A 13097-nucleotide genomic window follows, 5' to 3' on the forward strand; every position below is an offset into this window, starting at 1 on the left:
AGCTCAAAGATGGCATCCGTAGCATGGCTCTCTCATAAACTCTCGGACGGACGAATCGAATGCGAAGCGTGTTCTCAACACTGCAAGCTTTACGAAGGGGAATACGGCATCTGCGGAGTACGCAAAGTCGAAAACAATGAGTTGCTCTTGTTGACATACGGCCTTGCAGCTGCGGTCAATATCGATCCGATCGAAAAAAAACCGATGTTCCATTTTTTGCTGGGGACAAGTGTGTTTTCATTTGGAACGGTCGGCTGCAACTTTTCGTGTACATTTTGCCAAAATGCGGATATTTCCCAATATCCAAAAGAACATCACCATCGTATTGTCGGGCAACCTCTATCGCCTGATGATGCTGTTGCTTTAGCACTTCAGCACGGATGTAAAAGTATCGCCTATACCTACAACGAGCCGGTAGTTTTTTTCGAATATACTTATGATACTGCTCGGCTTGCTCACGCAGCAGGACTCAAAAATATCTATGTCACCAGCGGTTATGAAACCCATAAAGCAATCGATACGATCGAGCCGTATTTGGATGGGATGAATATTGATATCAAAGCATATAGTCAATCTTTTTACAAAGATATTTGCGGTGCATCGCTCAAACCGGTATTGGATACCATCGAATATGCCCATAAAAAAGGGATATGGATCGAGACGACCACGTTGCTCATACCGGGGTTAAACGATTCAGATGAAGAGATACGAAAAATTGCTGCGTTTCAAGCATCGATTGATCCATCGATGCCATGGCATATCAGTGCATTTCATCCGACGTATAAGATGACGGATCGTCCTCGAACTCCCGAATCTACTCTCAGACGTGCGTATGAGATCGGTACTGAAGCGGGATTGAAATATATCTACGTCGGAAACATTGACGATAGATCGCGTGAATCGACCTATTGCCCTACGTGTCATAAATTGCTCATTGAACGTCATGGGCATATAGGCCAATACGTTACGAACTCTCTCATTCATGATAATTTATGTCCTTATTGCGCTACGTCTATCGAAGGTATATGGATGTTTTAGGTACACTTAATACTATTTAACAATCGGAATACGTAATGAAACAGATGATGCGGATATATCGTGAAAATCGCGAAGCGGTTGAAGGTTTTTTACTCACAACGATCAATGACAATCAAAAAATAGAGACTGATGAGGGAGAGGTCAAAAAAATCTTCAAACGTCTTCCTTGTCTAAGTGACATGTATCTGATAGATGAATCAGGGATCCAAATAACACCGACATGGCGTCGAAACGAGTATGATGAATCGCTCAAAGGGACGGATCGATCGTATTTTATTAACAGAATACAGTTTGATGAGAAGGGGAACTATGTTTCAAACCCCTATATCTGTGCCAATAGCGGTAAACCGAAACTTTCCATAGCCCGTAAACATGCAGATGGAAAAATTGCTGTTTTCGATTTGGAGTTGATAGCGGTGTTGAGTAAAATGCATTTGATCGACAGCAATCGGCTTATTTCAAAACTCTCTGTAGCGATTTATGCATTGTTAGGGAGCGGTTTGATATTGCTTGCGCTCTTTTTGGGAATTTACGGGTTGATCGGATTTGTAAAAGCAGTGCTCTCCTTTGGGGATGAGACGCTCCATTATGTGTTTAAATCGATCATCGGAATCACTCTTGCCATTGCGATTTATGATCTATCAAAGACGATACTGGAACAAGAAGTTTTTTATCGATCTTTGACGTTGGAAGAGGGGAGCGAATATAAAACGCTGAGCAAATTTTTAACGTCGATTATTATTGCACTCTCCATCGAATCGCTTATGGTTGTTTTCAAAGTGGCAATCGATGATATCCGTAACATGCATTTCGCATTTTATCTGATCAGCGGTGTGGGTATCTTGATCGTCTCTATGGCGATCTTGAATTATGTCAGCCGTAAAAAGAATAAAAGTCCGGAATAATGGTTGTTGAGGGATAGAATATGAGTGAACGTTTCAACCAGGCGGCCCCAGATTGGGATAAAGGTGATTTGCGCCAAAATATTGCGCATGCCGTGTTTCAAACGATTATTTCTCGAATCGCTTTGCTCAAAGGGATGAATATTATGGATTTCGGTGCCGGAACGGGGTTGCTCAGTTTTAAAATTGCACCGATGGTCAATCAGGTTGTCGGCGTTGATCTCTCAGAGAAGATGTTGGAACAGCTCGCATCCAAAAATACCCCTGAACTGCAGGTTACTCCTCTCTATCATGATATCCTCACAACACCGCTGGATCAGCAGTTTCATGGAATCGTTAGCTCGATGGCGATGCATCACGTAGAGGATACGGCGGAGCTTTTTCGAGCTTTTTACGATCATTTGAAACGGGACGGATTTATTGCCATTGCCGATCTTGAAGCGGAAGACGGTACCTTTCATTCTCACGGCAATGAAGGGGTTCATCATTTCGGATTTGAACGGGATGCTCTGCGCACAACAATCGAAAAAGCGGGATTTTGCAATGTCCGTTTTCACCATGCTTACACGGTCGAGAGAGAGGATCAAAACTATCCTATTTTTCTCCTAACCGCTTCCAAAAACTCCTAAATCTGCCTTCTCGCACATTTCTTGCATTGGCATAGGTACTTCATCTTGAGGAGTATTCTATGGTCAGCCGTTCCAAAATCAAAGAGTTGATGAACGAAAGCGCCTGCTCGCACAGCAAAGAGAAAAAACCGGGTGAGGGGTGTGACAAACCAAAGCCAGGGCTTGCTACGGGAGGATGTGCGTTTGATGGAGCTCAAATATCACTATTTCCCTATGCCGATGCCGTGCATCTTGTCCATGGACCGCAGACGTGTTTGGGAGCATCCTGGGAGACCCGTGAGACAAAAACGTCGTACACGGGGAGGGATCATACCCAGATGGGCTTTACCACGGGGATCAATACCAATGATGTGATCTTCGGCGGTGATAAACGGCTTGGTGAGTCGATCGACTACATTATGGAACACTACCGTCCCGAAGCGATTTTTGTCTATTCCACGTGTGTTACGGCACTTGTGGGGGATGATATCGATATGACGTGTAAACTCGGGAGTGAAAAACACGCTATCCCTATCGTCCCCGTCCATGCGGCGGGATTTGTCGGAAGTAAAAATCTCGGTTCACGCCTTGCAGGCGAAGCGGTATTGGAACATCTGATCGGTACAAAAGAGCCCGAATTTATGACCCCTTATGACATCAATTTGATCGGTGATTACAATGTCACGGGGGATATGTGGCAGTATCTTCCTATTTTTGAAAAGATCGGTATTCGTGTATTAAGCTCCATGAGCGGAGATGGACGGGTAGGAGATATACGATGCGCTCATCGTGCGAAGCTCAATGTGATTGTATGTGCCAAATCTCTTATTACGTTGACCCGTAAAATGCAAGAGAACTATGGTATCCCTTGGATTTCGGTTTCGTTTTACGGGAAACGCGATACGACGTTTGCAATACGGGAGATTGTGAACGCGTTGGGTGATCCAGAGCTAATTTTGCGAGCCGAGGCGGTGATTGCCGAAGAAGAGGCAGCATTGGAAGAGAAAATTGCCCCCTATAAAGCCCTTTTTGAAGGGAAAAAAGCGGTACTCAATACGGGGGGAAACAAAGCGTGGTCGATCGCGTCGGGGTTGCAAGATTTGGGGATTGAGGTCGTAGCGACGAGCATTGCCAAATCGACGCAGGATGATATCGATAAAGCGCGCGAGTATCTGGGTGAAAACGGGGTATTGATGAAAAAACCGGCCGCAGAACAGGGGAAAATCATTGATCAGACGGGGGCACATATCCTCCTCGCCGGAGGTCGAAGTCTCTATACCGCGATCAAAAAAAAGATCAGTTTTATCGATGTCAATCAGGAGAAAAAGACAAGCTATGGAGGATACAACGGACTGCTCAATCTTGCAGAAGATTTGAAATATGCCTTTAGAAATCCAGTTTTTGCCAATGTTGGAAAAAAGGCTCCATGGGAAACTGAATAAAAAACGTTTAACTATCCATATTGCAACAAAGATGCAACGTAGGAGAGATACTATTATCCTTATAAAATGAGAGACTCGATATAGGGATAACGCACGATGCAAAATGATTTGAAAATTCTTACACGACTTGGCAAAGATCTGAGAATAATGATTGTTGCCGGTACAGAAGAGCTTTCTCATACTTCCCGTGAAATATTGACTCCCTATTTTGATGAAATTGTGGCTGTTACTTCGGCTCGCGATGCTATCACCCAATACACTCCGAGTACTTTTGCCATAGTCTATGTTGATCTGAGTCTTAGCGATATGGATGGAATGGAACTTATCACGAAACTCCAAAGTCTTGACAAATATCAAAAGTTTATTGTTCTGATTGATAAAGAGAATGTTCCTGTCATGACAAAACTGTATGAAATAGGGGTGACATTTTTTGCGATCAAACCTTTCATGCCGAAATGCTTTTTGCAGGTGACCTACGATGTTATACGGATCGTCTTGCCGGATCAATATGTAGAAGAGCAGGTGCGGGAATTTCACAAAAAACTTGAAGATATTACCGAAGAGAACAAATTGCAATGCAATCTTTTAATGCAGCAATCCAAATTGGTTCAAACCGGGGAAATGCTCTCGATGATCGCCCACCAATGGCGTCAGCCTCTATCGGTGATTACCGCTATTATCGCAACAACACGAACACGGATGGATTTGGATCTTTACAAGCGATCAGATGACCCTTATGGGGCAATCGAGAAGGATTTGCATAACGCTTTTGTCCGGATTGAAGAGGCTGCCGATTTTTTATCAAAAACGGTTAATGATTTTCGTAATTTTTACCGCCCGACGAATACGGCAAATACTTTCAATGTAGCTGAATTGATCAATAGTGTATGCCGTATGGTAATTCCTGAAAAACATTATCTTGACATAGAGTTAGACTTGAACATAGATACCGGCATCGTTATTACTAACTTTGAAAATGAACTCAAACAGGTACTGATCAATATTATCAACAATGCCAAAGATGCATTTATAGAAAAAGATATAGCAAAACCGAAACTTCGTATTACTCTTCAAAAAAAGGGCGAGAGAATTTGTATCAATATCACGGATAATGCGCAGGGGATTCCTCAGGCTATCATTGAGAAAATATTTTTACCTTATTTTTCTACTAAGAGCGAAAAAAATGGTACCGGTATCGGATTGCATATGGCAAAAACTATCATTGAACGGCATGTAGGCGGTACATTGAGTGTCAGTAATGATGCAGTATTTGGGGGAGCTGATTTTAGTATTGAAATTATCCCCGATAAACTAAATGAGGAGGAATTATGATCAGTGCCAAGGATGTTTATCATTTTTCACAAAAACTCTGTGTTTTGTATGTAGAAGATGATGCGTGTTTACGAGAAGAGATGACATTATTGCTCAGTCCGTTTTTTGAATACATTGATGTCGGTGTAGACGGTGTAGACGGATTGGAAAAGTATAATTCCCGAAAATTCGATATTGTCATAACCGATATCAATATGCCTAGAATGAATGGTATTGATATGATTTCAGCGATTCGGGAAATTCATCCGGAACAAAAAGTGATTGCAGTTTCAGCCCATAATGAACCGGAGATTTTGATTCAGTTGATTGAAAATGGTGTCAGCAGCTTTATTTTAAAACCGATTATGCAGCAAAATGTTCTCAATGTACTCTATCCGGTCTGTAGGGATGCAAATGCACAAAATGTCAATATTGAACTTTTTGAGATGCTTAACCGTGAACGCAGCAAACTTGAAAAACAGGTGAGATTGCTCACGGCACAAATCAATGCAATCTCAATCAAGAATGATCAGGTGAATGAACTTTTAACAAATGATACGACAAGTCTTGTAGATCCGGTATTGGAAGATTATTTTGGTCATGATTTAGACGATGATGCCGATAGCGTATTGTTTATCAAAGATGATACCGATGAGATGAGTGAAATTTTGAATGATATTTTGGATCAAATTTGTCTATACAGTAGTAATTTCGATATTGAGCACATTCGTAAGATGTCGGTATTGATTACTAAATTCTCAAATATTTTATACCGTTACACCCCATTTTTGGATCCATTGGCAAAAAGTATTGGTGAATTGGCAAAAATCATTGAAGATGATGAGGTTAACTTTACTACCTTGTTCAATAAAAATCCCGAACATATTTTAAAACTATTCGATGCTATTTGTATTGACATGACTCTTTACGTTCAACGCTTCTCGGTAGAAAGCATGGCGATGAAGAATATTCATCAGATTCATCTTCCGACGATTATGAGTATTCAGCAAGTGATTGGATTGATTAATCCGGAAGATTTGGAAGAGGGTGATTTAGACCTCTTCTAAAAGTTATCTCGCACACTTCTTGCAATATCCATGACAACAAGGAGTTGTCATGGAATTCTCCCTCTCTAAACACGAACATAAACCGCTTCAAGTAAATCCGATCAAACACTCCCAGCCGATGGGGGCAACCCTCGCATTTTTAGGGGTAAAAGATTGTATGCCTCTCATGCACTCTGCACAAGGGTGCGCCTCGTATACCAAAGTCTTTTTTACCCGACATTTCAACGAACCCATCGCCATTAACAACACTTCGGTGAGTGATATTACTGCCGTCCTCGATGGGGGAGATTATTCGATACTCATGGCAATTGAGAATATCCAGAATAAAGAGAAAAATCTCAAGCCTTCCATGATCGGTCTGCACACGACGGGACTTACCGAGACCAAAGGGGATGATGTTCGCGGCGTTGGAACTCATATCGAGATCCCTTATGTGTTCGTCAATACTCCCGATTATGAAGGGGGAATGGAGAGTGGATGGGCGCTCACAGTCACGGCAATGATCGAACAGCTCACCGTAGAGGCAACCGAAATCAAATCTGACAAGCTCGTTTTTCTTCCTCATCTCAGCATGCAGCCGATCGAAGTGGAGAAGATCAAAGGATTTTGCGAGGACTTCGGGTTTGAGACCTATGCACTTCCCGATCTCTCGACCTCACTTGATGGGTACTGGGAAGCAGGGCAGGGAAAACTTGCCAACGGTGGAATCACGGTTGAACAGATACGCGATTTGGCAACCTCTAGTGTTGTTGTCAGTATCGGCGCATCGATGAAAAAATCGGCATTGGCACTTCAAAAAAAGAATCCTTTAATTACGCATTTTCATTTCGATCATCTGATGGGATTGGACGGGTGCGACAATTTTGTAAGTAGCTTGATGGAAATCCGACAAGATGAACCAAAACCGATGATTAAACGGTGGCGAGCGCGGTTACAAGATGCGATGCTCGATACCCATTTTCTGATCGGGAGTTCCCATTTTGTTATTACGGGAGAACCTGATATGTTAGTGGGGATGTGTTCCTTGATCAACAGTGTCGGCGGAACCATCCGTGCAGCCGTCTCCACGACGTTTAGCGATTCGCTCCACCTGATCGATGCGGAGAAAGTATTTGTCGGGGATTTGGAAGATGCATGCGCTTTTTTTGATGATGCGGATATGGTCATCAGCAATTTTCATGCAGAACGGATCTTGCATACTACTTATCATACGGCGCTCGTTGTCCGAGGATTTCCAAATTACGAAGAGTTAGGAAACCAGCTCAAAAACGATCAACTGTATGAGGGAAGTACTTACTTTTTGTTTGAAATAGCTAACGAACTGAGAAAGGTTAAACATGAACACTAAAATCACAGTAGAGGGGAATGGGACAATGAATAGCGCATTGAGAGTTGCATTTGCAACCAAAGACATGGAAGAGGTCAATGCCCACTTCGGCGGTGCAAAAGAGTTTGTCGTCTACAACGTTTCACCAGTGGGTTATGAAGTTTCTGAAGTGATCAAAACCGATACATCAGAACTCGAAGATGATGATAAAACCGATTTTCGTATTCGCGCTCTCAAGGGAGTCAATATCATGTATTGTGAAAGTATCGGAGGTACTGCGGCGGCAAAAGTGATCCGCTCCGGAATCCATCCGATGAAAGTGAACGAACCAACTCCGATCGAAGATATTTTAAAAACATTGGTCACGATGATCAACGGCAATCCTCCGCCGTGGGTCAAAAATATCATGAAGATGGAAACACTACACGATGTAAGACAAGACCGATGGGCAGAGGGAGAATAAATGGAAGCAGAAAAACAACTCAGTGACTTTGGACTGGAGATCGTTCGTCAAATCCGTGCACTTGACCAATTTGGGAATTGGGCAAAAATCGGTGATGAAGAGCTCCTCGTCAAAAAGTATGTGAAAACCAAAGAGGAACTAAAGCTTGTCCCATTGATCGCCGACATTGATGAGATGATGATCAACGATATCAAAATGATCTACAAAGCGATCGCTCTTTCGTTTGAACGTAAAACGGGTGTAGTGTGCAACGTCATTATGGAGATGAGTCATGAGGGATTCGGTCGCTGTGCAGTGATCGCCGATCGTATCTGCATTGTCAACAAATATTTCAAAGATGCACATCGCTTCAGTTATCGCACTTTGGATGCGCTGTTTGAAGACGGAGATAAAACGTTATCTCAGGCGATTGAGATATATGAACAATACAAACCATGTATTAAAGGGGAATAAATGGCAAAAGTAGGAATTTTTTTCGGAAGCAGCAGTGGAGTGACACGAGGAGCGGCAGAACTTTTAGCCGATGAGTTCAAAGGTTCGGAACTCATCGATATGGAAGAAGATTTTGATGGTATTGATCAATTTGAAGATTTTGATGTATTGCTCATCGGTTCATCCACATGGGGACAAGGGGATCCGCAGCGTGACTGGGTTGACCCTTTGTACGAATTGGATAATGAACGCCCCGATTTAGACGGAAAAAAAGTCGCTTTTTTTGGTGCGGGAGATCAAAAAACGCACGGAGAACACTTTTTGAGCGCACTTGGGAAAATGTATGATCTATTTACCTCTTTGGGAGCGAGTGCGTACGGGTTTACCTCGACTAGTGGGTATGAATACGAGTTTTCGTTGGCAGAACGTGAGGGGAAATTCTGCGGTCTGGGGATAGATGATGTGAATCAGGAAGATTTGACCGAAGAGCGGGTCAAAACGTGGGCATCCCAACTCAAAAGTGAGATGGGGTTATAAAAGGAGATGGAGATGGGAACATTAGCCGAATTTCAAAAAATAACCGATACTGAAGATTTTTTCGATTTTTTTGACCTTGAATACGATGAACGGCTAATACAAGTCAAGCGTTTTCATATTATGAAAAAATTTGGTGAACTGGTTGAAAAAGCTAAAGGTCATGACATGGGGAGCGAATCGAAGCTGCTCGAGTATTACCGCTTTGCACTTTTGACCGTCTATAAAAATTTTGAGAACGGGTATAGCCCATCTGCCGCTGACGTATGGGAAATGTTTGACAAACCGAGCGCTTGCGGAACCTGTTCAACGTCAAGTAGCTGCAGTACAATCGAGGAGGTGAGTAATGGAACGCATGCCTGTATCAGCCACAATACCGTCAGCTTCTGAAGATATGCCGATTGATGAGGCTTCACGTCGTACCAACCTCTACAAAATGTCAACTAAAGATGAGATTTTGTCACTTTATCGAGTGGGCGAGCGGGTTCGATTGATCAAATCGATCCGAAATGACGGAACGTATCCCTACGCCCAGGTGGGCGACGTCCTGATCGAAGCGGGAGCAGAAGGATATGTCCGTAAAATCGGCGATTTTTTGCAAACGATCCGCATCTATGAGGTAAATTTTTTCGAAGAGGGGTTTATTTTCGGATGCCGCGAAGCGGAGTTGGAAAGTGCTCTTGAGGAAGACGGCTACGATGAAGTCGCCGAAGAATTACGATGGATCAAAGAACATCGTGCATCGCGAGTCGCTCAGAGGGCGGCGCAATCTCAAGAAGAGGGGGAATAAACAAACGCTTTTCTGAGATTTTTGCATACTGTATCAAATTGGTGCCCTTGCGGCTAAATAATCGTAATCAACAAAGGAGTTGGGATGACAACACGTGTAGAAATTATGAATGACTTTTTGGCGATCAACGTCATACCGGGCAAAACGATCCAAGACATCGTTGAAGCTTCCGGTAGTGCTCTTCCATTCGGTTGCCGAGACGGTGAATGCGGTACTTGTGTCGTAATGATCGAATCAGGTATGGAATTCATGAGTGAAATTACCGAAAAAGAGAAAGCGGTACTTAAAACGCTTAATGAAAGCAATCCGAAAGCTCGTCTTGCCTGCCAAATGAAAGTGATCGCACCAAACGGTTTGGTACGTATCAAATACTAAAACATTACAATCTTTATTCGTGGCGAAATTGTTGAGTCATGAATAGGATTGTTTATTTTTTAATCATTAAACTGCTTAAAAAAATACTATACTTTTCATAAGAACAAAATATGCACTCGGTTTGCGTCAATGTGTATTTTTTTAGGCGGTTTATCATGCAAACGACACTCTCTTATAAACAAAAGCAGCTTCCCCGTTTATCAATGCAGACATGGCTCCCTTTATTGCAATGTTCATTGAATGATCTTGAAAAACATTTACAAATTATTACAAATGAAAATCCTTGTTTAGAGGTAAAATCTGGATTTGAAGAGTCAAATTCAGGAGTAGGGGGAAATACGGCATACGGCGCATTTCAAAACTATGTTTCCAATTCATCGAGCGATCAGATCGAGTGGCTCAGTATCTCTTCTACTTCACTCTATGAAAAACTTGATGAACAGATTGTTGCACCGCTATTTCCCACGCCAATCTCTCAAAAAATTGCACGTCAAATCGTTTACTACATTAATGACGAAGGGTATTTTGAAGGCTCGGTCGAAGAGGTAGCACGGCAGTGTGACACTGATGCTCAGAGTGTCGAGAGAGTGCGTCAGCGCTTTGCCCACTTGGAACCCTCCGGTGTTGGGGCTGTCGATTACAAAGAGTCCTTTTTGTTTCAGCTCAGCGACTATGATTTGGACGATGAACTGAGTATCTTGCTCAGTGCGATGATTTTGCAGTTTGACAAGATGGAAAAATTTATCAACCATCCGAGATTGCATGATGCCAAACATATACTGCAGCAGCTCCATAATCCTCCGGCATTGGAGTATATGGAACCGGAAGCACAAGTGACTCCAGATTTGTTCGTTGAGTTTTCGGGTTCGGAACTCAATATCCGTATCAATCATGCCTTTTATCCCGATTTGCAGGTGAATTTGATCGATAAATACGATAATTTTGCCCGTCAAAAATTCAAAGAGGCACGTGAACTGGTGAAATTGCTCGATTTGCGTAAAGCGACCCTTTATAACGTCGCATTAGTGCTGCTTGAGAAACAGTATGGCTTTTTTATGGGGGGAGAGCTGAAACCGCTTCGTTTGCAGGATGTGGCGGATGAACTGGGATTTAACGAATCGACGATCTCTCGTGCGATTGCCGATAAATATATCCAAACCGAACGGGGACTCTTTGCGTTCAAAGATTTTTTTTCCAACTCGATCGGAGAAGTCTCCACGTCAGAGATCAAACATTTCTTACAGCGTTTGGTGAGCAGTGAAAACAAAGAGGACCCATTTAGCGACAAAACACTGCACGAGATGATCGAAGAGCGTTTTGGGGTGAAAATGGTGCGTCGCGTTATCGCCAAATACCGTCAGGAACTCGATATCCCTTCCTATAAAGAGCGGTTATTTTTGTATAAACTTGAATTGCTCTGATTATATGTCAATCTGACAAAAAAATGAGAGGATGCAGAAGATCGCACTATGATGCGCTCTATGATTATCCATTTAGACCTTGATTGTTTTTTTGCTTCCTGCGAACGGGTACACAATAGCGCATTGAATGGAAAATGTGTTGCGGTCGGAGGACGGGGGGATCCCTTTATCTTCGATAAAAATCCGGCGCAGGGGAAAAAGCTCATGAATCTGAACAGCGGGGCGTTTGTTCCGTCGTTGTTTCATGCCCAATACGATAATAAAGAGTATTTCAAAGACGGCGATACGCTGCGCGGTATCATCACGACGGCAAGTTACGAAGCGCGTGCATATGGGGTGAAAACGGCGATGAGTGTTCATGAAGCACTCCGTCTGTGTCCACATTTGATTTTGCTTCCTCCGAATCATCTGCTCTACCATACGATGAGTCATGAGTTGATGGAGTTTCTCGCCACGGTTGTTCCCGTGATGGAGCAATACAGTATCGATGAGATGTTCGGTGATCTGAGAGGATGGATTGCGGATGAAGACACGGATGCCTTTATACGAGAACTCCAACATCAGATTATGGGGCAGTTTAAACTTCCGGTTTCGATAGGGGCCAGCTGTTCCAAATGGATTGCGAAACTGGCAACTTCCGCCGCTAAACCGTACGGTACACGGGTTATCCGTCATGATGAGATTGAATCGTTTGTCAAAGATATTTCGATTGGTGAATTTCCTGGCGTAGGAAAAGCGTTATCCGCTAAAATGGCTCGATACGGGATCAAAACCATCGGGGATGCCTGGCGTTCAGAGAATCTGATACGATCATGGGGCAGGGCTGGACATGATTTGTACCAGCGGTTGAGAGGAGAGGATAACGAACCCGTTCAATCAAAACGCTCTCGAAAAGGGATAGGGCTGTCACGTTCAATGGATCATCCGATAGAGGAACGTGATGAGCTTTATCGCCGTATCCACATTTTGGTGCGTCACTGGAGTCATACCATTATGAAATTAGGAGTCAACCCGACAACGTACGCCTTTTCACTTGGATTTGATAACGGCCTTAGTTCAAAAAAACAGTATACATTGTATCGCTTGTTCAACGAACATTTTTTACACCATTTTTCGATTGAAAAATTTAGAGAACTTGATATTTATCCTCATAGCAGTATCCGTTACATTGGTATGAGTGCGACAAAGTTTACATCTCATGATCCGAAAAGCTTCGATTTGCTCGAAATACAAAATGATACAAAAATGAACAAACTCACAGACGTATTAACCCAAATACGGGATAAATATGGAATGGATATAGTACGAAATGGTAGCGAATTGTAATCATTCTATGTAGGAATCACAAAAATTGGATCTTTTATTTAGATATTTGAATATGCAACAC

General features: G+C 42.8%; 15 protein-coding genes. All 15 read left to right on the forward strand.

What is annotated here, in order from left to right; genetic code table 11:
- Nucleotides 1-9 precede the first annotated feature (9 nt).
- Entirely contained in the window at nucleotides 10-1038 is a 1029-nt protein-coding gene (amrS, locus tag CJD30_RS09385; RefSeq protein WP_294918530.1) for an AmmeMemoRadiSam system radical SAM enzyme, read from the forward strand.
- A 35-nt stretch (nucleotides 1039-1073) separates the two neighbouring features.
- Nucleotides 1074-1943 (forward strand): PDC sensor domain-containing protein, encoded by an 870-nt coding sequence (locus tag CJD30_RS09390; protein WP_294918531.1) that lies wholly within the window; start codon nucleotides 1074-1076, stop codon nucleotides 1941-1943.
- 20 nt (nucleotides 1944-1963) lie between these two features.
- Nucleotides 1964-2569, forward strand: coding sequence for a class I SAM-dependent methyltransferase (locus CJD30_RS09395; protein WP_294918532.1), 606 nt, complete (start codon nucleotides 1964-1966; stop codon nucleotides 2567-2569).
- A 59-nt stretch (nucleotides 2570-2628) separates the two neighbouring features.
- Nucleotides 2629-3990: a nitrogenase iron-molybdenum cofactor biosynthesis protein NifE gene (gene nifE / locus CJD30_RS09400; RefSeq protein WP_294918533.1), complete on the forward strand. Its 1362-nt coding sequence runs from the start codon at nucleotides 2629-2631 to the stop codon at nucleotides 3988-3990.
- A gap of 96 nt (nucleotides 3991-4086) precedes the next feature.
- On the forward strand, nucleotides 4087-5322 hold the full coding sequence (locus CJD30_RS09405) for a hybrid sensor histidine kinase/response regulator (RefSeq protein ID WP_294918534.1): 1236 nt from the start codon (nucleotides 4087-4089) through the stop codon (nucleotides 5320-5322).
- Nucleotides 5319-6368, forward strand: coding sequence for a response regulator (locus CJD30_RS09410; protein ID WP_294918535.1), 1050 nt, complete (start codon nucleotides 5319-5321; stop codon nucleotides 6366-6368). Before CJD30_RS09405 ends, CJD30_RS09410 begins: the two co-directional genes overlap by 4 nt.
- 49 nt (nucleotides 6369-6417) lie before the next feature.
- Nucleotides 6418-7716, forward strand: a complete 1299-nt coding sequence (gene nifN / locus CJD30_RS09415) for a nitrogenase iron-molybdenum cofactor biosynthesis protein NifN (RefSeq protein ID WP_294918536.1) — start codon at nucleotides 6418-6420, stop codon at nucleotides 7714-7716.
- Complete coding sequence (nifX, locus tag CJD30_RS09420; RefSeq protein WP_294918537.1) at nucleotides 7706-8158, forward strand: nitrogen fixation protein NifX; 453 nt, start codon at nucleotides 7706-7708, stop codon at nucleotides 8156-8158. The genes nifN and nifX overlap by 11 nt, the downstream gene beginning before the upstream one ends.
- Nucleotides 8159-8611, forward strand: coding sequence for a NifX-associated nitrogen fixation protein (locus tag CJD30_RS09425; protein ID WP_294918538.1), 453 nt, complete (start codon nucleotides 8159-8161; stop codon nucleotides 8609-8611). It abuts the gene before it with no gap.
- Nucleotides 8612-9127, forward strand: coding sequence for a flavodoxin (locus CJD30_RS09430; RefSeq protein ID WP_294918539.1), 516 nt, complete (start codon nucleotides 8612-8614; stop codon nucleotides 9125-9127).
- 12 nt (nucleotides 9128-9139) lie between these two features.
- Nucleotides 9140-9514 (forward strand): nitrogenase-stabilizing/protective protein NifW, encoded by a 375-nt coding sequence (locus CJD30_RS09435; protein WP_294918540.1) that lies wholly within the window; start codon nucleotides 9140-9142, stop codon nucleotides 9512-9514.
- Nucleotides 9471-9914 carry a nitrogen fixation protein NifZ gene (locus tag CJD30_RS09440; protein WP_294918541.1) on the forward strand — a complete coding sequence of 148 codons (444 nt, stop codon included), beginning with the start codon at nucleotides 9471-9473 and terminating at the stop codon, nucleotides 9912-9914. Before CJD30_RS09435 ends, CJD30_RS09440 begins: the two co-directional genes overlap by 44 nt.
- 84 nt (nucleotides 9915-9998) lie before the next feature.
- The gene (locus CJD30_RS09445; RefSeq protein WP_294918542.1) at nucleotides 9999-10289 is read left to right on the forward strand and encodes a 2Fe-2S iron-sulfur cluster binding domain-containing protein; all 291 of its coding nucleotides are present in this window, start codon (nucleotides 9999-10001) and stop codon (nucleotides 10287-10289) included.
- 155 nt (nucleotides 10290-10444) lie between these two features.
- The gene (rpoN, locus tag CJD30_RS09450) at nucleotides 10445-11710 is read left to right on the forward strand and encodes an RNA polymerase factor sigma-54 (protein WP_294918543.1); all 1266 of its coding nucleotides are present in this window, start codon (nucleotides 10445-10447) and stop codon (nucleotides 11708-11710) included.
- 48 nt (nucleotides 11711-11758) lie between these two features.
- Complete coding sequence (locus tag CJD30_RS09455; protein ID WP_294918544.1) at nucleotides 11759-13036, forward strand: DNA polymerase IV; 1278 nt, start codon at nucleotides 11759-11761, stop codon at nucleotides 13034-13036.
- The last annotated feature ends 61 nt before the right edge of the window (nucleotides 13037-13097 follow it).

Origin of the sequence: Sulfuricurvum sp. PD_MW2, from assembly GCF_002633015.1 — a bacterium.
Classification (GTDB): Bacteria; Campylobacterota; Campylobacteria; order Campylobacterales; family Sulfurimonadaceae; genus Sulfuricurvum.